Here is a 23,911-nt window from a genome sequence, read left to right as displayed (position 1 = left end):
CGATGGAAGTGAGCATGAGCTCTGCTGATGTAGCGGCCGCGACTCGACTGCCCGGCGCGCGGCACACAATCGCCCGGCTGTACGAGTCGGTGGTCGAGGCGCACCCCGACGCGCCGGCGATCACCGACGGCAGCCGCTCGTGGTCGTACCGGGAGCTGAACGCGGCGGCCAACCGCGTCGCGTGGTGGCTGATCGGGCGGGGCGTCGGGCCCGAGCGGGCGGTGGGCGTCGCCCTCCCGCGCGGCCTCGACCAGGTCGCCGCGCTGCTCGGCACGCTCAAGGCGGGCGCCGTCTACCTGCCGCTCGACCCGGTCCTGCCGGCGGAGCGCATCGGATACCTGCTGGGCGACGCCGCGCCCGGCCTGGTCCTGACCGACGGCGCGGGCACCGGCTTCCCCGGGGCCGTCGACATCGGCGACCCGTCCGTCGTCGCCGCGTGGGCCGCGCACCCCGCCGACGACCCCGGGGACGACGACCGAATCCACGCGCTCACCGCGGACCACCTCGCGTACGTCATCTACACCTCCGGCTCCACCGGCACGCCGAAGGGCGTGGGCGTCAGTCACGGCAGCGCCGTCAACCTCGCCCGCACCGTCACCGGCCAGTACGCCCCCGGCGACACCCCGCGCGTGCTGCAACTGGCGTCGCTCGGCTTCGACGTGGCGATCTGGGAGCTGCTCACCGCCGTGGCCACCGGCGGCACCCTGGTCGTCCCCCGCGCCGAGCGACTCGTGGGCGACGACCTGCTCCGGGTGCTCCGCGAGGAGCGGATCACCTGTGTCACGCTCCCGGTACCGGTGCTGGCCTCGCTGCCGGCGGACGCCGAGAACCAGCTGCCCGACCTGACCACCGTGCACATCGGTGGCGAGACCTGCCCGCCCGAGCTGGTACGCCGCTGGTCGACGGGACGCCGGCTGATCAACGGCTACGGCGCCACCGAGACCACCGTCGCCGCCACCCTCACCGCGCCGCTGACCGGCACCCGCGCCCCGATCGGCACCCCCATCGAGCACACCCGCGTCCACGTCCTGGACGACGCGCTCGCGCACCTCCCCCCGGGAAAGCCGGGCGAGCTGTACGTCGCGGGCGCCAACGTGGCACGCGGATATCTGCGCCGCCCCGGCCTGACCGCCACCCGCTTCCTCGCCGACCCCTACGGGCCGCCCGGCGCACGGATGTACCGTACCGGCGATGTCGGAGTGCGCCACCCGGACGGACGGCTGGAGTTCCTGCGCCGCGCCGACGACCAGGTCAAGATCCGAGGCGCCCGGGTCGAGCCCGGCGAGCTCGAAGCGGTGCTGCGGCGGCGGGCCGACATCGTGGACGCGGCCGTCGCCGTACGCGCCGACACCCGCGGCGAACAGCGCCTCGTCGCCTACGTGGTGCCGTCCCCGTCCGGCACGCCGAGCGCGGCGGAGCTGCGCGACGAACTGCGCGCCGCACTGCCGCCCTCCCTCGTCCCGGCGAGCGTCGTGCCCCTCGACAGCCTGCCGCTGACCCCGAACGGCAAGGTCGACCGCGACGCCCTCCCCGACCCCCGCCACACCCCCGCCGGGCTCCAGCGGACCGCGCGCGGTCCGCTGGAGGACATGCTGCGGACGCTGTTCGCCGAGATCCTCGAACTGCCGGGGATCGGCTTCGACGACGACTTCTTCGACCTGGGCGGACACTCCCTGCTGGCCGGCCGGCTCATCGGCCGGATCCGGGGCGCCCTCGGCCTCCACGTCGACATGCGGGACTTCTTCGAGAGGCCGACCCCGGCGGCCCTCGCCGCACACCTCCAGCGGCAGGAGGCCGGCCCGGCCCGCCCGGAGCTGACCCCGCTGCCACGGCCCGAGCGGATCCCGCTGTCCTACGCACAGGCACGCCTGTGGTTCCTCCACCGGCTCGAAGGCCCGTCGGCGACCTACAACATGCCGCTCGTCCTCCACCTGACCGGCGTGGTCGACACCGCCGCGCTCGCGGAGGCCCTGGCCGACGTCGTCCGGCGCCACGAACCGCTGCGCACCCTCTTCCCCGAGATCGACGGACAGCCGTACCAGCTGATCACCGACCCCGACGAGATACGCCCCGACCTGCCCGTCCGCCGGATCGACGCGGCGGACCTGGACGAAGAACTGCGCCGATCCGCGCGGTACGCATTCGACCTGGCCCGGCAGCTTCCCATCCGGGCCGAACTGCTCGTCCTCGGCCCCGACGAGTCCGTGCTGACGCTCGTCATCCACCACATCGCCGGTGACGGCTGGTCCGGGGCGCCGCTGGCCCGCGACCTGGTCACCGCCTACTCCGCGCGGCGCGACGACACGGCACCGCAGTGGCTGCCGCTCCCGGTCCAGTACGCCGACTACACGCTCTGGCAGCGAGCGCTGCTCGGCGACGAGAACGACCCGGCCGGCCCCCTGAGCGAGCAGTCGCGGTACTGGCGCGAGCAACTCGCCGAGCTGCCCGACGAGATCACCGTGCCCGGCGACCGGCCCCGCCCCGCCGTGGCGACCTACCGGGGCGGCGTCGTCCCGATCACCCTGGACGCCGAACTGCACGCCGCCGTCACGGAACTCGCCCGGGACAACGGCGCCACCGTCTACATGGTTCTGCAGGCGACCCTCGCGGCCCTGCTGACCCGGCTCGGCGCGGGCACCGACATCGCCATCGGCGCCGGTGTCGCCGGCCGGTCCGAGCCCGCCCTCGACGACCTGGTCGGACTGTTCGTCAACATGCTGGTGCTGCGCACCGACACGTCCGGCTCGCCGAGGTTCACGGAACTGCTCGACCGGGTGCGCGACACCAGCCTCGCGGCGTACAGCCATCAGGACATCCCGTTCGAGCAGCTGGTCGAGAGCCTCAACCCGCACCGGAGTGCCGGGCGCCAATCGCTGTTCCAGGTCGCCCTGGTCCTGCAGAACAACACCTCCGTCCCGTTCGACCTGCCCGGACTCCGGGTACGCGCCGAGACGGTGCCGACCGGCACCGCCCGCTTCGACCTCTCCCTGAGCGTCACGGAAAGCACGACACCCGACGGCACCCCGGCCGGCATCGGCGGCACGGTGGAGTACGCCGCCGACCTCTACGACCGGCCGACGGTGGAGGCCGTCGTCGAGCGCTGGACCCGGCTGATCCGCCAGGTCGTGGCGGACCCCGGCCGCCGGATCGACACCCTGGACGTCATCACCCCCGGCGACGAGTCCCGGCTGGCCCAATGGCGCCGGGACGAGCGCGACGTCGAGCCGCTGACCTTCAGCGATCTGTTCGAACGGCAGGCGGCGGCCACCCCCCACGCCGTCGCCGTGAGCGACGGCGCCGACACCTGGACCTACGGCGAGCTGAACCGGCACGCCAACCGCGTCGCCGGCCGGCTCATCGACCGGGGCATCGGCCCGGAGGACCTGGTCGGCATCGCGATGCCGCGCTCCGCCCGCCTGGTCGCCGCCCTGCTCGGAGTGCTCAAGGCCGGTGCGGCGTACGTACCGGTGGACCTCGTCTTCCCGGCAGGACGCAACCGGCACGTGCTCACCGACTCGGCCCCCCGGCTGGTGCTGACCTCCCGCGCCGGAGCCGAGGACCTGCCCTCCGACCTGACCTGCGAACTGGTCGTGGTCGACGAGGACGGGTTCACGCGTGGGCGGCCGGGCCGGGAGGAGAACCCCACCGACGGTGACCGCGTCCGGCCCATGGACGTCGACAACCCGGCGTACGTCATCTACACCTCCGGTTCGACCGGCCGCCCCAAGGGCGTCGTGGTGACCCACCGCGGTCTCGCCGCCTTCGCCGAGACCCTGCGGCAACGCTGCGCGGCGGACGGGAACAGCCGCGTGTTGCAACTGTCGTCGCCCAGCGTGGACGCCTCGGTACTGGAGATGGTGTGGGCGTTCACCTCCGGGGCCCGGCTGTGCATCGCCGGCCAGCACCGTCTGGCGGGCGACGAACTCGCCCAGGCGCTCGCCGAGCACCACATCACCCACGCGCACATCCCGCCGTCCGCGCTGAGCACCCTGGCACCGGAGACGGCCGGCCGGCTGCCCGAGTTCCGGATGCTCAGCGTCGGAGCGGAGGCGTGCCCGCCCGAACTCGTGCGCCTGTGGCTGCCGGGCCGCGAGTTCGTGAACGCCTACGGCCCGACCGAGTGCACCGTCGCCGCCTCGCACACCTTCCCGCTGACCGAGGCACGCGCACCGATCGGCAGGCCGGTGCTCGACGCCGAACTGCACGTCCTGGACACGACCCTCCGGCCCGCCGCCCCCGGCGTCCCGGGCGAGCTGTACATCGGCGGCGCGGGCCTGGCCAGGGGCTACCTCGGCCGGGGCGGCCTGACGGCGTCACGGTTCGTCGCGAACCCGTTCGGCGCCCCCGGTGCGAGGATGTACCGGACCGGCGACGTCGTCCGCTGGAACGCCGACGGCGAACTGGAGTACCTGGGACGCTCCGACGAGCAGGTGAAGGTCCGGGGCTTCCGCGTCGAACCCGGCGAGATCGAGCGCGTCCTCGCGAGCCAACCGTCCGTGGAGCGGGCGGTGGTGGTGCCGCGCCGGGACCGTTCGGGAGCCGTCTCCCTCGCCGCGTACACCGTGCTGGCGGCCGAGGCGACGAACGAGGGCTTCGACGATCAGCTCTCCGAGTGGAACGACCTCTACGACCAGGTCTACACGGGCTTCTCCGGCGACGCGGGCAATGACTTCGTGGGCTGGAACAGTTCGTTCACCGGCGGCCCGATCCCCGTCGAGGAGATGCGGGCATGGCAGCGGGCCGCTGTGGACGCGGTGCTGCGGTTCCGCCCCGGCCGGGTCCTGGAGATCGGCGCGGGTTCCGGTCTGCTGATGGCCCCGCTGGCGGACGAGGTCGACGAGTACTGGGGCACCGACCTCTCGCAGGTCTCCGTCGACAGGCTCCGCGACTTCGCCCGCCAACGCGGCTGGGACCACGTGCGGTTGACGTGCCGGCCCGCGCACGACCTCTCCGGCCTCCCCCACCACCACTTCGACACCGTCGTCATCAACTCGGTGGTGCAGTACTTCCCGAGCGCCGACTATCTGCGCGACGTGCTGACGCGGGTCATGGACCTCCTCGCCGACGGCGGCAGGGTGATCGTCGGCGACGTCCGGCACTACGGACTGCTCCGGGTGTTCCAGACGGCCGTGCACGACTTCCGCGGCACTCCAGGGGCACGGGCAGCGGTCGAGCGCGCGATCGCGGTGGAGAAGGAACTGCTGCTGGCTCCGGAGTTCTTCACCTCCTTCGAGCATCCGGCCCTCTCCGGCGTCGAGGTGTCGCTGAAGGCGGGCGGGGCGTCGACCGAACTCTCCGGCTACCGCTACGAGGTCGTCCTGCACACCGCACCGGCGCGGCGGCTCGCGGACCTGCCCGTCCTCGTATGGGGCCGCGACCTCACCGATCCGGACCAGCTGACCGGCCCGGCACGGGTGACCCACATCCCGAACCCCCGGCTGGCCGACGGCGTCGCCGCGGTACGGGCGCTGGACGGCGCCGACGCGGTGCCGCCCACGTCAGAGCCCGAGCTGGACCCCGAGGCGGTACGGCGCTGGGCGGCGGCACACGGCATGCGGGCGGTGCCGACCTGGTCGTCGCAGCGCTGGAACACCTACGACGTCGTGCTGACGGACGCCCCCGAAGCGGAGCCGCTGGCCGAGGTGTACCGCCCCGCAGCGGCCGTCGAGCAGGCCAACGTGCCCGCCGTGGCCCGTACGGTCGGCGAACTGGTTTCCGAACTGCGCTCGACCCTGAAGGGGCTACTGCCGGACTACATGGTTCCGGCGACGATCACCCCGATCGAGCGGATCCCGGTCACCCCGAACGGAAAGATCGACCGCCGAGCGCTGCCGGACCCGGAGGTCATGGTCTCGGACGGCCGACGGCCACGCACCCCGCAGGAGCAGATCCTGTGCGAGCTGTACGCCGACATCCTGGGCCTGGAGCGCGTCGGGCCCGACGACAGCTTCTTCGACCTGGGCGGCCACTCCCTGCTCGCCACCCGGCTGACCAGCCGCATCCGCTCGGTCCTGGGCGTCGAGGCCCTCCTGCGCCAGATCTTCGCGGCGCCTTCGCCGGCGGAGCTGGCGGTGGTGCTCGGGGAGGGGCAGGGCCGGGTGCAGACTGCCTTGGAGCGGATGGCGCGGCCTGAGTTGTTGCCGTTGTCCTCGGCCCAGCAGCGGTTGTGGTTCCTGCACCGGCTGGAGGGCTCGTCGGCGACGTACAACTCGCCGTTGGCGATCCGGTTGTCCGGTGCGTTGGACGTGGTGGCGTTGCGGGCGGCGCTGGGTGACGTGGTGGGTCGCCATGAGGCACTGCGGACGGTGTTCGCCGAATCGGATGGAATGCCGTATCAGCGGGTCCTTGATACCGCTGAGGTCGATCTGCCCGTGCACGAGGTCTCCGAGGAGGAACTGCCGGGGGCACTGCGGGAGGCCGCCCGTTACGCCTTCGACCTCTCACGTGAGATCCCCTTGCAGGCCCGGTTGTTCACTACGCGTCGTGACGAGTGGGTGCTGCTGCTGGTCGTGCACCACATCGCCGCCGATGGCTGGTCGCTGGGGCCGTTAGCCCGTGACCTGACGACGGCGTACGGGGAACGCGCGGCGGGCCGTGCCCCGTCGTGGGCGCCGCTGCCTGTGCAGTACGCGGACTACACGCTCTGGCAGCGACAACTCCTCGGCGACGACACCGACCCGGACAGCACGATTGGGCGCCAGCTCGCTTATTGGCGGGATCAGTTGGCTGGTCTGCCTGAGCAGGTGACCTTGCCGACCGACCGCGCGCGCCCGCAGACGGCGTCCTACGCGGGCGACGTGTGCATGTTCCGTATCGAAGCCGACCTGCACGCCGATCTGCTCGCGCTGGCACGACACAGCGGTGCCACGCTCTTCATGGTGCTCCAAGCCGCCCTCGCCGCGGTGCTGACACGGTCCGGCGCGGGCACCGATGTGCCCATCGGCAGCCCCATCGCCGGGCGCACCGACGACGCACTCGACGACCTGGTCGGCTTCTTCGTCAACACCCTCGTCCTCAGGACCGACACCTCCGGAAACCCGGAATTCGACGAGTTGCTGCGCCGGGTACGCGACACCTCCCTCGCCGCCTACGCCCACCAGGACGTGCCCTTCGAGTACCTGGTGGAGAAACTCAACCCCCAGCGCAGCACCGCCCACAGCCCCCTCTTCCAAGTCCTGCTGGCCTTCCAGAACAACCCCGAGACCAGCTTCGACCTGCCCGGCCTGCGCGCCGAGCCGGACGAGATCGTCACCGGTGTGTCCCGGGTCGACCTCACCCTCAACATCACCGAGACGTTCGGCGGCGACGGCTCACCGCAGGGCATCCGGGGCGCCGTCGAGTACGCGACCGATCTGTACGACGCGAGCACCGTCGAGTCGTTCACCGCTCGCCTCGTACGGATGCTGCGGACGGCCGTCGAGGACCCGGGCCGCCGCATCAACGGCGTCGACCTGCTCTCCGACGAGGAGACCGCGACGGTCCTCGCCCTGTCCGGACGCGACACCGAGGCCCCCGGACAGCTGGTCTGGCCGTCGGTCTTCGAAGCCACGGCCTCCGCGACCCCGGACGCGACGGCCGTGGTCGAGGGAGACCTCAGCTGGTCGTACGCGGAGCTCAACGCACACGCCAACCGCATCGCCCGGTACCTGATCGGGCGGGGTGTGGGCGCCGAGGACATCGTGGGCGTGCTCATGCCGCGCAGCGCGACACAGATCGCCACCCTCCTCGGGATCGGCAAGGCCGGCGCCGCGTTCCTGCCGATCGACCCGGCCTACCCGGCGGAACGGGTCGGCTATCTCGTCGCGGACGCGGGGCCGAAGCTCCTGCTCACCGACACCGCCCACGCGGACACGGCCGCCGGGAGCGCCGCGACCACGACGGCCTTCGCCAGGATCGACACCATCACGGTCGACGACCCGGCCTTGGCCTCCGCTCTCCGGGACCTGCCGGCGACCGACCCGACCGACGCCGACCGCCGGACCGCCCTGCGGGTCGAGCACCCGGCGTACGTCATCTACACCTCCGGGTCCACGGGCCGGCCCAAGGGCACGGTCGTCACCCACTCGGGTCTGTCCGCACTGGCGGTCAGCGGTGGCGAGCGGGCGGACATCGACCGGGGCAGCCGGGTGCTGCAGCTCACCTCGCCGAGCTTCGACGTCTCCGTCTTCGAGTTCCTCACCACGTTCCACGCGGGCGCCGTCCTGGTGATGCCCCAACCCGGTCGGCTGTCGGGTGAGGAGTTGGCGGCGATATTGGCGGGTGCGGGGGTATCTCATGCGTTTGTGCCGCCGTCGGTGCTGGCCACGTTGCCCGACGACGCGGCAGACGGACTGCCGGGACTGCGGAGCCTGGTCGTCGGGGGCGAGGCGTGTTCGGCGGAGTTGGTCCGTCGCTGGTCGGTGGGTCGGCGGATGACGAATCTCTACGGTCCGACGGAGACCACGGTGGCGGCGTCGGTGAGCCGTCCGCTGTCGGGCAGTGCCCATCCGATCGGTGCCCCGCTCGCCGGGACGCGGGTGTATGTGCTGGACGCCGGTTTGGGGCTGGTGCCCAGGGGTTCGCGCGGTGAGTTGTACATCGCCGGTGCCGGGGTGGCCCGCGGCTATCTGGGCCGGTTCGGGCTGACCGCCTCCCGCTTCGTCGCCGACCCGTACGGCCCGCCCGGTTCGCGGATGTACCGGACCGGCGATGTGGTCCGGTGGAACGCCGACGGGGAACTCGAATACCTCGGCCGCTCCGACCATCAGCTCAAGATCCGGGGCATCCGCGTCGAGCCCGGCGAGGTCGAGGCCGCACTGCTGCGGCAGCCCGGCGTCTCACGGGCCGTCGTGGTCGCCCGTCCCGATCAGCACGGCTTCCAGACGCTGTACGCGTATGTCACGACCGGCGAGGAGCCGGCCGACGCCGCCCGGCTGCGCGAGGAGCTGCGCCGCGAACTGCCCGACTATCTGGTGCCGGCCGCGGTCGTCGTGCTCGGCGAGTTTCCGCTGACCCCGAACGGCAAGCTGGACCGCGACGCGCTGCCCTTGCCACGCCCGGTCACCACGGGCGTGGACGACCGATCGCCGGGCACGCCGCAGGAGGAGATCCTGCGGTCGGTGTTCGCCGACGTCCTCGGGATCACCCGGGTCGGCGCCGAGGACAACTTCTTCGACCTCGGCGGCCACTCCCTCCTGGCCGGCCGGCTGATCTCACGGATACGCGGCACGCTCGGCGTCGATGTGTCGATGCGGACCTTCTTCAACGCCCCGACCCCCCGGCGCCTCGCCGACCGGCTGGTGGAAGGCGGTCCCGTCCCCGCCCGGCTGCGGCCGATGCCCCGCCCCGAGGTCCTGCCGCTGTCGTTCGCCCAGCAGCGCCTGTGGTTCCTGCACAAGCTGGAAGGCCCCTCGGCGACCTACAACTCCCCGCTGGCGATCCGGCTCTCCGGTGACCTGGACGTCCCGGCGCTGCGGGAGGCGCTGGCCGACGTCGTCGCCCGGCACGAGGCGCTGCGCACCGTCTTCGCCGAGCAGGGCGCCACCCCGTGCCAGCGAATCCTGGACGTGGCCGAGGCCGTGCCCGGGCTGGAGATCCGGGAGACCACCGAGGAGGAACTGCCGCAGGCTCTGCGCGAGGCGGCCCGGTACGAGTTCGACCTGGCCCACGAGATCCCGCTGCGGGCGTGGCTGTTCACGACCGGGCCCGGCGAGTGGGCGCTGACGCTGGTCCTCCACCACATCGTCGCGGACGGCTGGTCGCTGCAGGTCCTGGTGTCCGACCTGACGGCCGCGTACACCGGCCGCCGGGCCGGCACCGCACCGTCGTGGCGACCGCTCGCCGTGCAGTACGCCGACTACACCCTCTGGCAGCGTGAGCACCTCGGCACCGACGACGATCCCGGCAGCGTCTTCAGCCGCCAGGTCGCCTACTGGCTGGAGGAACTGGCGGACCTGCCCGACCAGATGACCCTGCCCACCGACCGGCCGCGTCCCGCCGTCGCCGGCTACCACGGCGAGACGGTCACCTTCGACCTCGACGCCGAACAGCATGACCAACTCGTCCACCTGGCCCGGGAGACCGGCACCACTCTGTTCATGATCCTTCAGACGGGCCTCGCCGGGGTGCTGACCCGTCTCGGCGCCGGAACCGACATCGCGGTCGGCTCCCCCATCGCCGGGCGCACCGACGACCGCCTGGAGGACCTGGTCGGTCTCTTCGTCAACATGCTGGTGCTGCGCACCGACACCGCCGGCGATCCCACGTTGCGCGACCTGCTCACCCGGGTGCGCGAGACCTCCCTGGCCGCCTACGCCCACCAGCACATGCCCTTCGAGTACCTGGTGGAGCGGCTCAACCCGCACCGGTCCGCCGCCCACCACCCGCTCGTGCAGATCCTGTTCGGACTCCAGAACACCGCGAAGCAGAACATCGACCTGCCGGGCGTCACCGCCTCCGGCACCTCGATCGACACCGGCGTCTCCCGCGTCGACCTCTCCATCAACATCGTCGAGGCCGCCGCACCCGACGGCTCCGCGGCCGGTCTGACCGGTGTGCTGGAGTTCTCCACGGATCTGTACGACCGCTCCACGATCGAGGCGTTCACAGCACGCTGGGTGCGCGTCCTCCAAGCCATGGTGACCACACCGGGAGCCCGGCTGAGCGAGGTGGACCTGCTCGCTGCCGACGAGCGGGCCCGGCTGCTGGAGCAATGGGGCACGGCGACAACCGACACCGACACGGCGACCCTGGCGGAGCTGTTCGAGCGTCGTGTCACGGCGACTCCGGACGCGGTGGCGGTGGTCGAGGGAGATCTCAGCTGGTCGTACGCGCAGCTCAACGCACACGCCAACCGCGTCGCCCGGTACCTGATCGAGCGGGGCGTGGGCGCCGAGGACGTCGTGGGTGTGCTCATGCCGCGCGGTGCGCGGCAGATCGCGGCCGTACTGGGCGTGACCAAGGCAGGGGCGGCGTTTCTGCCGATCGACCCCGCCTATCCGCAGGCACGGGTGGACTATCTGTTGCGGGACGCCGAACCGGCATTGGTCATCGACGAGTCGGACTCGTTCGAGGGACTGCCCGACCACGACCTCGGTGACGGGGACCGGGTGCGTCCGGTGACAGTCGACCACCCGGCATACGTGATCTACACCTCCGGCTCGACCGGCATGCCCAAGGGCGTCGTCGTGACCCACCGCGGACTCGCGAGCCTGGCGGCGACCCAGCGGCGGCTCGGGGCCGGTGAGGGCTCCCGGGTGCTGCAGTTCGCCGCGCTCGGCTTCGACGCCACGGTCTGGGAGCTCGTGATGACCCTCGGCTCGGGCGCCACTCTGGTGCTGCCCGAGACCGACCGGCTCGCCGGCGAGGACCTGGCGGCCGTCCTGCGCGAACAGCGCGTCACCCACCTCACCCTGCCGCCCACCGTGCTGGCGACCCTGCCCGCGGAGGCCGCCGCCCACCTGCCCGACCTCCACACCCTGGTGGTGGCGGGCGAGGCGTGCACACCCGAGCTGACCGCGCGATGGTCGCCCGGCCGCCGCATGGTCAACGCCTACGGCCCCACCGAGTCGACCGTCTGCGCGTCCATGAGCGGGGAACTGTCACCCGGGTCCCCGCCTATCGGCGGTCCGGTGGCCAACACCCGGTTGTACGTGCTGGACGAGTCGCTGGGACTGGTGGCACCGGGCGTGCCGGGCGAGCTGTACATCGCGGGCGAGGGCCTGGCCCGGGGATACGGCCGGCGTCCGGCCCTGACGGCATCGCGCTTCCTCGCCGACCCCTACGGCCCGGCCGGAACACGGATGTACCGCACAGGCGACCTCGTCCGCTGGAACACCGACGGGGAACTGGACTACCTCGGCCGCACCGACGAACAAGTCAAGATCCGGGGCTTCCGCGTCGAACCCGGCGAGGTGGCGTCCGCGCTGCTCCGGCACCCCGCTGTCGCCCAGGCCGCCGTGATCGTCCGGCCCGGCCCCGACGACGACCTGCAACTCCTGGCATACGCCGTGCCGGCCGCCGGACGGGTCCTGGACGGCGGCGAACTGCGTGCTTGGTCGCAGCACGAGCTGCCCGAGCACCTGGTGCCGTCGGCCGTCGTCGTGCTGGACGAGATTCCCCGCACCGCGCACGGGAAGATCGACGAGCGGGCACTGCCGGACCCCGAGCAGACCGGAGGCCGTACACGCGCACCGCGTACACCGCAGGAAGAACTGCTCTGCCTCCTCTTCGCCCAGGTCCTCGACGTGCCCCAGGTAGGGCCCGACGACAGCTTCTTCGACCTGGGCGGCCACTCCCTGCTCGCCACCCGGCTCATCATCCGCATCCGCAAGACGTTCCACTGCGAGCTGGCACCCCGCGCCCTGTTCACGGCGCCTTCGCCGGCGGAGCTGGCGGTGGTGCTCGGGGAGGGGCAGGGCCGGGTGCAGACTGCCTTGGAGCGGATGGCGCGGCCCGAGTTGTTGCCGCTGTCCTCGGCCCAGCAGCGGTTGTGGTTCCTGCATCGACTGGAGGGCCCGTCGGCGACGTACAACTCGCCATTGGCGATCCGGCTGTCGGGCGCGCTGGACGTGATGGCGTTGCGGGCGGCGCTGGGTGACGTGGTGGGCCGTCATGAGGCGCTGCGGACGGTGTTCGCCGAGTCGGACGGGGTGCCGTATCAGCGTGTTCTTGATACCGCTGAGGTCGATCTGCCCGTGCACGAGGTCTCCGAGGAGGAACTGCCGGGGGCACTGCGGGAGGCTGCCCGTTACGCCTTCGATCTCTCGCGTGAGATCCCCTTGCAGGCCCGGTTGTTCACCACGGGACCGGACGAGTGGGTGCTGCTGCTGGTCGTGCACCACATCGCCGCCGACGGCTGGTCGCTGGGGCCACTGGCCCGTGACCTGGCCAAGGCGTACACCGATCGCCGGGCGGGCCATGGTCCGTCGTGGACACCCTTGCCGGTGCAGTACGCGGACTACACGCTCTGGCAGCGACAGCTCCTCGGCGACGACACCGACCCCGACAGTGTCACTGGGCGGCAACTGACCTACTGGCGGGATCAGTTGGACGGCCTGCCGGAGCAGGTGACCCTGCCGACCGACCGCCCACGGCCCCAGGCCGCGTCCTACGCGGGCGACGTGCACATGTTCCGTATCGAGGCCGACCTGCACGCCGATCTGCTCGCGCTGGCACGGCACAGCGGTGCGACGCTCTTCATGGTGCTCCAAGCCGCCCTCGCCGCGGTGCTGACACGCTCCGGCGCGGGCACCGATGTGCCCATCGGCAGCCCCATCGCCGGGCGCACCGACGACGCACTCGACGACCTGGTGGGCTTCTTCGTCAACACCCTCGTCCTCAGGACCGACACCTCCGGAAACCCGGAATTCGACGAATTGCTGCATCGCGTACGCGACACCTCCCTCGCCGCCTACGCCCACCAAGACGTGCCCTTCGAGTACCTGGTGGAAAAGCTCAACCCCCACCGCAGCACCGCCCACAGCCCCCTCTTCCAGGTCCTGCTCGCCTTCCAGAACAACCCCGAGACCAGCTTCGAACTGCCCGGCCTGCGCACCCGCATGGAGGGCGTCAGCACGGGGCTGTCCCGCGTCGACCTGTTCATCAGTCTCGCCGAGCAGCAGGACGCCGACGGTGCCGCCGGTGTCATCGGCGCCGTCGAATACGCCACCGACCTGTACGACGCGGCGACCATCGATGCCTTCATCGGGCGCTGGCTGCGGTTCCTGGCCGCCGTCGCACTCGACCAGGGGCAGCGGATCGGGTCCGTCGACCTGCTGCTCGATGGAGAGCGCGACCAGCTGACCGGCTGGGCGTCCACCGAGCCGACGGTACGTCCGACGACCCTTACCCAGCTGTTCGAACGTCGCGTCACGGCGACCCCGGACGCGACGGCCGTGGTCGAGGGAGACGTCAGCTGGTCGTACGCGCAGCTCAACGCACACGCCAACCGTGTCGCCTGGCATCTCATCGGACGCGGTGTGGGCGCCGAGGACATCGTGGGCGTGCTCATGCCGCGCAGCGCGACACAGATCGCCACCCTGCTTGGAATCGGCAAGGCCGGCGCCGCGTATCTGCCGATCGACCCGACCTATCCGCAGGCCCGGGTGGAGTACCTGTTGCGGGACGCCGAGCCGGCGCTGGTGATCGACGATTCGGAGGTGTTCGAGGGCCTGCCCGAGCACGACCCCGGTGACGAGAACCGCGTCCGGCCGGTCCACGTCGACAACCCGGCGTACGTCATCTACACCTCGGGCTCCACCGGCCTTCCCAAGGGCGTAGTGGTGACCCACCGGGGCCTGGCCGCGCTCGCCGCCGGCACGGGTGAGCGTACCGACGTCGACAGCGACAGCCGGGTGCTGCTCCTGGCGTCGCCGAGCTTCGACGCCTCCGTCCTCGAACTGATGATGGCCATCGGCGCAGGCGCAGCCCTCGTCGTCGCCCGCGAGAAACGGCTCGCCGGTGAGGAGTTGGCGGCGTTGTTGGCGGGTGCGGGGGTGTCGCACGCGTTCGTGCCGCCGTCGGTGCTGGCCACGTTGCCGGACGACGCGGCAGACGCACTGCCGGGACTGCGCAGCCTGATCGTCGGTGGCGAGGCGTGTTCAGCGGAGTTGGTCCGTCGCTGGTCGGTCGGTCGGCGGATGACGAACCTGTACGGTCCGACGGAGACCACGGTGGCGGCGTCGGTGAGCCGTCCGCTGTCGGGGAGCGCGCACCCGATCGGCGCTCCACTCGCCGGAACCCGGGTGTATGTGCTGGACGCGGGTTTGGGGCTGGTGCCTCGGGGTTCGCGCGGTGAGTTGTACATCGCCGGTACCGGGGTGGCCCGCGGCTATCTGGGCCGGTTCGGGCTGACGGCATCCCGCTTCGTCGCTGATCCGTACGGCCCGTCCGGTTCGAGGATGTACCGGACCGGCGACATCGTCCGCTGGAATGCCGACGGCGAACTCGAGTACCTGGGCCGCTCCGACCATCAGCTGCAGATCCGGGGCATCCGCGTCGAGCCCGGCGAGGTCGAGGCCACGTTGGCGGCGCACCCGGATGTGGCCCGTGCCGCCGTGGTGGTCCGCGGTGATCGACGGGGCGACCCCGCGCTGGTCGGCTACCTGGTCCCCGCACGCCCCGGCGTCGACTCCGCGGCCGTACGCGAGGACCTCCGCCGGCTGCTGCCCGACCACCTGGTACCGGCCGCGCTCATGGCGCTGCCCGAGTTCCCGCTCACGCCGAACGGCAAGATCGACCACGAGGCGTTGCCGGAACCCGACTTCGCTACCTCGGGTGGACGGGAACCCCGCACGCCGGAGGAAGAGATCCTGTGCGGGCTCTTCGCCGAGATCCTCGGACTGGACCGGGTCGGTGTGGAGGACAGCTTCTTCGACCTGGGTGGCCACTCCCTGCTGGGCACCCGGCTGATCAGCCGAATCCGTGCCGAACTCGGCATCGAGGTCCGGCTGCTCACCCTCTTCGAGGCGTCGACCCCGGCCGCGCTGGCACGGGCCGTTCTCGAAGCGAACTCCCCCGCCAGGGCCGCCCTCGTGACGTTGCCGCGCCCCGAGGTGCTGCCGCTGTCGTTCGCCCAGCAGCGGCTGTGGTTCCTGCACAAGCTGGAAGGCCCCTCGCCGACCTACAACATGCCGTTCACACTGCGCCTGACGGGCCCCCTCCAGGTGCCCGCGCTACGGTTGGCGCTGACCGATGTGGTCGCCCGGCACGAGGCGCTGCGCACCGTCTTCGGCGAGCACGACGGTGCGCCGTACCAGCGAATCCTGGACATGGCCGAGGTCACGATCCAGCTCCCCGTGCGCGAGGCCGACGTCGCCGCCCTGGACGAGGAGGTGCGGGACGCGGCACGCCACCGGTTCGATCTGGCCGCCGAGATCCCGCTGCGGGCCTCGCTGTTCGTGGTCGGCCACGACGAGTGGGTGCTGACGCTGGTCCTCCACCACATCGTCGCCGACGGCTGGTCACTGCGGCCGTTGGCCCGCGACCTGGCGGCGGCGTACGCCGCGCGCGAGGCCGGCCGGGCCCCGGAGTGGTCCCCGCTGCCGGTGCAGTACGCCGACTACAGCCTCTGGCACCGGGAACTGCTCGGGGACGACACGGACCCCGACAGCGAGTTCGGCCGCCAGCTCGCGTTCTGGCGGGAACGGCTCGCCGGCCTGCCGGAACAGGTGACCTTGCCCACCGACCGCCCCCGGCCGGCGGTGGCCAGTTACCAGGGCGACGTCAGCACCTTCCAGGTCGACCACGGACTGCACGACGAGCTGATGGCGCTGGCCCGGCAGACCGGCTCGACGCTGTTCATGGTGCTTCAGGCGGCGCTGTCCGCCCTGCTGACCCGGTCCGGCGCCGGGACGGATGTGGTCGTCGGCGCGGGCGTGGCCGGCCGCACCGACGAACAACTCGACGACCTGGTCGGATTCTTCGTCAACATGGTGGTACTGCGCACCGACACGTCCGACGACCCGACCTTCGCCGAACTGCTCCAGCGCGTACGCGACACCAGCCTCGCCGCGTACGCGCACCAGGACATTCCCTTCGAGTACCTCGTAGAGAAGATCAACCCGCTGCGGTCGGCGTCGCATCAGTCGCTGTTCCAGATCGCCATGGTCCTGCAGAACAACGCCGAGGCCGACTTCACCCTCTCTGACCTGCGGGTACGGCAGGAGGGACAGGGCACCGGCACCTCCCGCTTCGACCTGTCGCTGAGCCTCACCGAGACCACCTCGTCCGACGGCTCCGCGGCCGGTCTGACCGGTGTGGTGGAGTTCTCCACGGATCTGTACGACCGTTCCACGATCGAGGCGTTCACAGCACGCTGGGTGCGCGTCCTCCAAGCCATGGTGACCACACCAGGGGCCCGGCTGAGCGAGGTGGATCTGCTCGGTCCCGACGAGCGGGCCCGGCTGCTGGACCAGTGGGGCACGGCGAAGACCGACACCGACACGGTGACCTTGGCGGAACTGTTCGAGCGCCGAGTCACGGCGACTCCGGACGCGACCGCCGTGGTCGAGGGAGACCTCAGCTGGTCGTACGCACAGCTGAACGCGCACGCGAACCGTGTCACCCGGTATCTGATCGAGCGCGGCGTGGGCGCCGAGGACGTCGTGGGCGTGCTCATGCCGCGCGGTGCGCGGCAGATCGCGGCCGTACTGGGCGTGGCCAAGGCGGGAGCGGCGTATCTGCCGATCGACCCGGCCTATCCGCAGGCACGCGTGGAGTACCTGTTGCGGGACGCCGAACCCGCATTGGTCATCGACGAGTCGGAATCATTCGACGGACTGCCCGACCACGACCCCGATGACGCAGACCTCGTGCGTCCGGTGACAGTGGACCACCCGGCATATGTGATCTACACCTCCGGCTCGACCGGCATGCCCAAGGGCGTCGTCGTCACCCATCGCGGACTCGCGAGCCTCGCCGCCACGCTGCGGCAGCGCTGCGCCGCCGACGGCGACAGCCGGATCATGCAGTTCTCGTCGCCGAGCTTCGACGCCTCCGTCCTGGAACTCGTCTGGGCCCTGGACTCCGGTGCCGCCCTGGTGATCGCCTCGGCGGACCGCCTCGCCGGTGAGGAGCTGGCGCGGGCGCTCGCCGACCACCGCATCACCCACGCCCTGATCCCGCCGTCCGTGCTGAGCACCCTGCCGCCCGGGGCACCCGGGGACCTGACCGGCTTCCGGGCCCTCGTCGTCGGCGCCGAGGCATGCCCGCCCGAATTGCTGCGGTCCTGGTCGCCCGGCCGGCGCGTGGTCAACGCCTACGGCCCCACCGAGTCGACCGTCGTCGCCAGCCAGACCGGCGACCTGACCGAGCCCCCGGTGCCCATCGGCACGCCCGCCCTCAACACCCGGTTGTACGTGCTGGACGAGTCGCTGGGGCTGGTGGCACCGGGCGTGCCGGGCGAGCTGTACATCGCGGGCGAGGGCCTGGCCCGGGGCTACGGCCGGCGTCCGGCCCTGACGGCGTCGCGCTTCGTCGCCGATCCCTACGGCCCGGCCGGGACACGGATGTACCGCACAGGAGACCTCGTCCGCTGGAACACCCACGGTGAACTGGAGTACCTCGGCCGCACCGACGAACAGGTCAAGATCCGGGGCTTCCGCGTCGAACCCGGCGAGGTGGAACGCGTCCTCGCCGCACAGCCCTCCGTCGCGCGTGCCGTCGTCGTACCGCGCGAGGACCGCTCGGGAGCCCTCTCGCTCGCCGCCTACGTCGTGCCGGCCGACGGGGGAACCACGGCGGACTTCGACGGCCAGCTCGACGAATGGCGCAGTATCTACCACGAGGTCTACCGTGGCCTGCCGCGTGAGCCGGGCGCCGACTTCGAGGGCTGGAACAGTTCCTTCACGGGGGCGCCCATCCCGATCGACCAGATGCGGGAGTGGCAGCGGTCCGCCGTGGAACAGGTGGCCCGGTTCGGTCCTCGCCGGGTGCTCGAGATCGGCGCCGGCTCCGGCCTGGTGATGATCCCGCTGGTCGAGCGGACCGAGGAGTACTGGGCCACGGACTTCTCGTCCGCCGCCGTGGACCGGCTGCGGGAGTACGCGCGGGATCGGCACTGGGAGCACGTGCACCTGCGGTGCCGGCCGGCGCACGACATGTCGGAGCTGCCCCGGGGTCACTTCGACGTCGTCGTGCTCAACTCGGTCGTCCAGTACTTCCCCAGCGCCGGCTACCTGCGCGACGTACTCGGCAAGGCCGTCGACCTGCTCGCCGACGGCGGCCGGATCGTCGTCGGCGACGTACGGCACCACGGACTGCTGCGAGCCTTGCACGCGGCGGTCCAGGGGTTCCGGTACCCCGGGTCGGGCGCGTCCGCCGTGGACCACGCTGTGGCCGTCGAGAAGGAGCTCCTCCTCGCCCCCGAGTTCTTCACCTCCTTCCGCCACCCCCGGCTCACCGGCGTCGAGGTGCTGCTCAAGCGGGGCGACGCCGACAACGAACTGACCGCGTACCGCTACGAGGTGGTGCTGCACACCGGCGCCACACGGCCCGTCGGGGACCTGCCGGAGCTGGTCTGGGGCCGCGACGTCACCGCCCTGGACGAGCTGACGGCACCCGCACGGGTGACCGGCATACCCAACCCCCGGCTGGCCGACCCGGCCGATCCGCGGCTGCATCCCGAACGGATCCGCCGGTGGGCGGCCGGCCGGGGCTGGCGGGCGGTGCCGACCTGGTCTCCGAGGGACCAGGACGCCTACGACGTGGTGCTGCTCGCCGACATCAGCGACGACGCGCCCCTCGCGGACGTGTACCGGCCGGGCAGCCCGGAAGCGGTCGCCAACGTGCCCTCCCTCGCCCGGAACGCCGGCGAGTTCGTGTCCGGACTGCGCGCCACGGTCAAGGCGCTGCTGCCCGACCACATGGTCCCGGCCACGATCACACCGATCGAGCGCGTCCCGCTCACCCCGAACGGGAAGATCGACCGCAGGGCCCTGCCGGAACCCGGGTTCATGACCACCGGTGGCGAGGACCGGGGCCCGCGCGACCCGTACGAGGAGATCCTCTGCGAGCTGTTCGCCGACCTCCTCGGCCTCCCCCGGGTCGGTGTCGACGACGGCTTCTTCGACCTCGGCGGCCACTCGCTGCTCGCCACCCGGCTCACCAGCCGCATCCGGGCCGTCCTCGGCATCGAGGTGCCCCTGCGGCAGGTGTTCGCCGCGTCGTCACCCGCCCGGCTCGCCGCGGCGCTGGCCCGGGGCGCGGGCCCTGACGGTACGGTGCCCGCCCTCGGGCCGGAGCCCCGCCCGGAGGTGCTGCCCCTGTCGTACGCGCAGCAGCGGCTGTGGTTCCTCCACAAGCTGGAGGGGCCGTCGGCGACGTACAACTCGCCTCTGGCGATCCGGCTGTCCGGTGCCCTCGACGTGGCCGCGATGCGGTCCGCCCTGGGCGACGTGGTGGCCCGGCACGAGGCGCTGCGGACGGTCTTCGCCGAGCACCGAGGAGTGCCGCACCAGCGCGTCCTGGACGCCGGGGACGTCGACCTGCCGGTGCGTGAGGTCTCCGAGGACGATCTGACGCGGGTGCTTCGGGAGGCCTCCCGGCACGAGTTCGACCTGGCGCGGGAGATCCCGTTGCGGGCCCGGCTGTTCACCACGGGCCCCGACGAGTGGGTGCTGCTGCTGGTCGTCCACCACATCGCCGCCGACGGCTGGTCGCTGCGGCCCCTGGCCCGGGACCTGACGACGGCGTACGGGGAACGGGCGGCGGGTCGCACCCCGTCCTGGGCGCCGCTGCCGGTGCAGTACGCGGACTACGCGCTGTGGCAGCGCCGGATGCTCGGCGACGACACCGACCCGGACAGCACGATTGGACGCCAGCTCGCTTATTGGCGGGAACAGCTGGCCGGCCTGCCACGGCTGGTGACGCTGCCGACCGACCGGCCGCGCCCGAAGGAGTCCGGCAACCAGGGTGCGACGCTGACCCGCACCCTCGACGCGGACCTCCACCAGGCCCTGCGGGACCTGGCGCGCGACAACGGAGCCACCCTGTTCATGACCCTCCAGGCGGCGCTCGGCGCACAGCTGACCCGCAGCGGGGCCGGCACCGACATCCCGGTGGGCGCACCGATCGCCGGGCGCGTCGACGACGCCCTCGACGACCTGATCGGCTTCTTCGTCAACACGCTGGTGCTGCGCATCGACACCTCGGGCGGCCCCGGCTTCGTCCAGCTCCTGGAGCGGGTGCGCGACACCAGCCTGGCCGCCTACGCCCATCAGGACATTCCCTTCGACCACCTGGTGGAGAAGCTCAACCCCGACCGTTCGGCCGCGCACCACCCGCTCTTCCAGGTCCAACTCGCACTGCAGAACACACCGGAGGCCGAGTTCGAGTTGGCCGGGCTGACCGCGCGGCCGCAGCTGGACGGGGTCGAGACGGGTGTGGCCCGGGTGGACCTCACCGTCAACGCGATCGAGACGTTCGACGAGACAGGTGCGCCCGCCGGGCTGATCCTCGCCGCCGAGTACGCCACCGATCTCTACGACGCCGCGACCATCGACGGCTTCCTCGACGCGTTCGGCACCTTGCTGCGCGAAGTCGCCGACTCTCCCCACCAACCCATCGGAGGACTTGACGTGACGAGCGGGGCGGAAGTCCATATCGCTGATCCCGTGCCGGGAACGCTGCCTCGGCTGTTCGAGACCTGGGCGACGGCCGACCCGTCCGCGATCGCCGTGACCGACGGCACCACGGACCTCACCTACGCCGAGCTGAACAGCCGGGCGAACCGGATGGCACGGGCGCTGATCGACCGGGGCGTGGGTCCGGAGGACCTCGTCGCCGTGCTGCTGCCGCGCGGTCTCCCCCAGATCGTCACCGTCCTCGCCATCGCCAAGAGCGGGGCGGCGTATCTGCCGATCGACCCGGCCTACCCGGCCGACCGGGTGGCGTACCTGTGCGCGGACGCCCGGCCCGGGCTGGTCGTGACGGACGCCTCCGGAGCCGCCCGGCTCGGCGATCGGCAGCCGGTGTTCGACATCGACGACCCGGCCACCGTTGTGCGGTGGGAGGGCATGCCGGACACGAACCCCACCGACCGGGACCGCTCGGCCGCGCTCGGCCCGCACCACCCGGCCTATGTCATCTACACGTCGGGGTCGACCGGCCGGCCCAAGGGCGCGGTGATCACCCACGCGGGCCTGGCGGACGCGGCCGACGCCTGGCGGGACCGCTGGGGCTTCGGGCCGGGCTCCCGTGTCCTGCAGCTCTCCTCGCCGAGCTTCGACGCCTCGGTGATGGAACTCGTCGTGGCGTTCGCCGCGCACGGCACGCTCGTCCTTCCCGAGCCGGGCCTCCTCGCGGGCGAGGCGCTGGCCCGGGTGCTGGCCGAGCAGCGGATCACCCACCTGGTGACGCTGCCGTCGGTGCTGGCCAGCCTGCCCGCCGACGCGCCGGGCCGCCTCACCGCACTGCGCGGCCTGCTCCTCGGCGGCGAGGTCCTCACCCCCGATCTCGCCGCCCGCTGGTCGCCGGGGCGGCGGATGATCAACGTCTACGGCCAGACCGAGACCACCGTCGCCTGCACGATGACGGACCCCCTGAACGTCGCGGACGGCGCACGCGTCACGGTCGGCCGCCCCAACTCGGGGACGCGCGTCTACGTCCTCGACGAGAACCTGCGGATGGTGCCGCCCGGCACCGACGGCGAGCTGTACGTCGCCGGCCCGGCCGTGGGCCGCGGCTATCTCCACCGGCCCGGGCTGACCGCCGGCCGCTTCGTCGCCGACCCCTACGGACCGGCCGGCTCTCGGATGTACCGCACCGGGGACATCGGCCGCCTCAACCACGCGTTCGAGCTGGAGTACGTGGGCCGCACCGACGACCAGGTGAAGATCCGCGGGGTGCGGGTGGAGCCCGGCGAGGTCGAGGCGGCGCTGGTGAAGCATCCGGCCGTCGCACGGGCCGCCGTGGTCGTACGCGCCGACCACCGGGGTGACGCCGCGCTGTTCGGCTACGTGGTCCCCGCGCGCCCCGACGCCGACGTCACCGGCATCCGGGAGGACCTGCGCCGGTCACTGCCGGAGCATCTGGTGCCGGCGGTGGTGACGGCGGTGGAGGACTTCCCGCTCACACCGAACGGCAAGGTGGACCGGGAGGCGCTGCCGACGCCGCGGATCGCGGCACCCATGGGGCGCGGACCGCGCACCCCGCAGGAGGAGATCCTCTGCGGACTCTTCGCCGAGGTGCTGAACCTGGGACAGATCGGCGTCGAGGACAACTTCTTCGACCTGGGCGGCCACTCCCTGCTGGCCAACCAGCTGATCGCCCGCATCGCCGAGGTGATGGGCACGGAGGTGCCGATCCGGGCCTTCTTCGCCGGGCCCACCGTCGCCCAGCTCGCCGAGCACCTCGGCTCCGACGGCACCGACAGGGCCTTCGACGTACTCCTCCCGCTCCGCACCGGGGGCACCCTGCCGCCGCTGTTCTGCGTCCACCCCGGGGCGGCGATCTGCTGGTCCTACTCGGATCTGCTGCTGCGCCTGAGCCCCGACTTCCCGGTGTACGGGCTGCAGTCCCGTGCGCTGAGCCACCCGGACGAGCTGCCGGAGACCCTGATCGAGGTCGCCGACCACTGCATCGAGGAGATGCGTCAGGTACAGAAGACCGGGCCCTACTACCTGCTCGGCCAGTCGTTCGGCGGCGTCGTGGCACACGCCATGGCCGCCCGCCTCGAAGCCGCCGGAGAACGGGTCGGGCTCATCGTCGCGCTCGACTCCGAACCGGCCAGGCCCCTGACCGAGGAGGAACAGCGGCAGGTCGTCGAGGCCACCGCCAAGGTCTACACCGGCATCCTCGAAGTGCTGGGCATCGACCCGGCGGCCATGCCGAGCGGCGAGCTCACCTTCGCGCAGTTCTCGGAGCTGGCCCGCACCACCAACACGGTCCTCGGCAACGTCGCCGAGGACGAGTTCCAACTGCTGATGGAGATCCTGCACCGCAACATCGCCATCGCCACCCGGCACCGGCCGGAGCGGGTCGACGCCGACATGCTGATCTTCGGCGCGACAGAGGAGCGGGAACGGGTGCTCGACCCCGAGGTGTGGCGGGACTACGTCGCCGGCGAGATCACCTACCACCCGATCCCCACCGGCCACAGCACGATCATGACGCCGGAAGCGCTCGAGCTGATCGGCCCGGTTCTGGAGGAACACCTCCGGGCCGTCATCGCCCGCAACACGACAACCAAGGAGGAGAACTGATGGGCAACCCGTTCGACGACACCGAGGGAACGTTCCTGGTCCTGGTCAACGACGAGGGTCAGTACTCGATGTGGCCCGCGGCCGTGGCCGTACCGGCCGGGTGGACCGTGGCCCACCCCGAGGACACCCACCAGGCGTGCCTCGACTTCGTCGAGGAGCACTGGACCGACATGCGGCCGCGGAGCCTGGCCCGCGCCATGGGCGAGGAGTGACCCCTGGACCGGCGATGC

The 23,911-nt window shown here is 71.9% G+C and carries 2 protein-coding genes; both read left to right on the top strand.

The window, feature by feature from the left end; genetic code table 11:
• Positions 1–14: 14 nt before the first annotated feature.
• Positions 15–23,681: a non-ribosomal peptide synthase/polyketide synthase gene (locus tag ACX9I7_RS13040; RefSeq protein ID WP_459387410.1), complete on the top strand. Its 23,667-nt coding sequence runs from the start codon at positions 15–17 to the stop codon at positions 23,679–23,681.
• Complete coding sequence (locus ACX9I7_RS13035) at positions 23,681–23,893, top strand: MbtH family protein (RefSeq protein ID WP_308430310.1); 213 nt, start codon at positions 23,681–23,683, stop codon at positions 23,891–23,893. Before ACX9I7_RS13040 ends, ACX9I7_RS13035 begins: the two co-directional genes overlap by 1 nt.
• Positions 23,894–23,911 lie beyond the last annotated feature (18 nt).

The organism is Streptomyces sp. L500 (assembly GCF_054551825.1).
The sequence above is the reverse complement of the archived record's forward strand: the minus strand, read 5'-3'. Positions and strand labels throughout refer to the sequence as shown.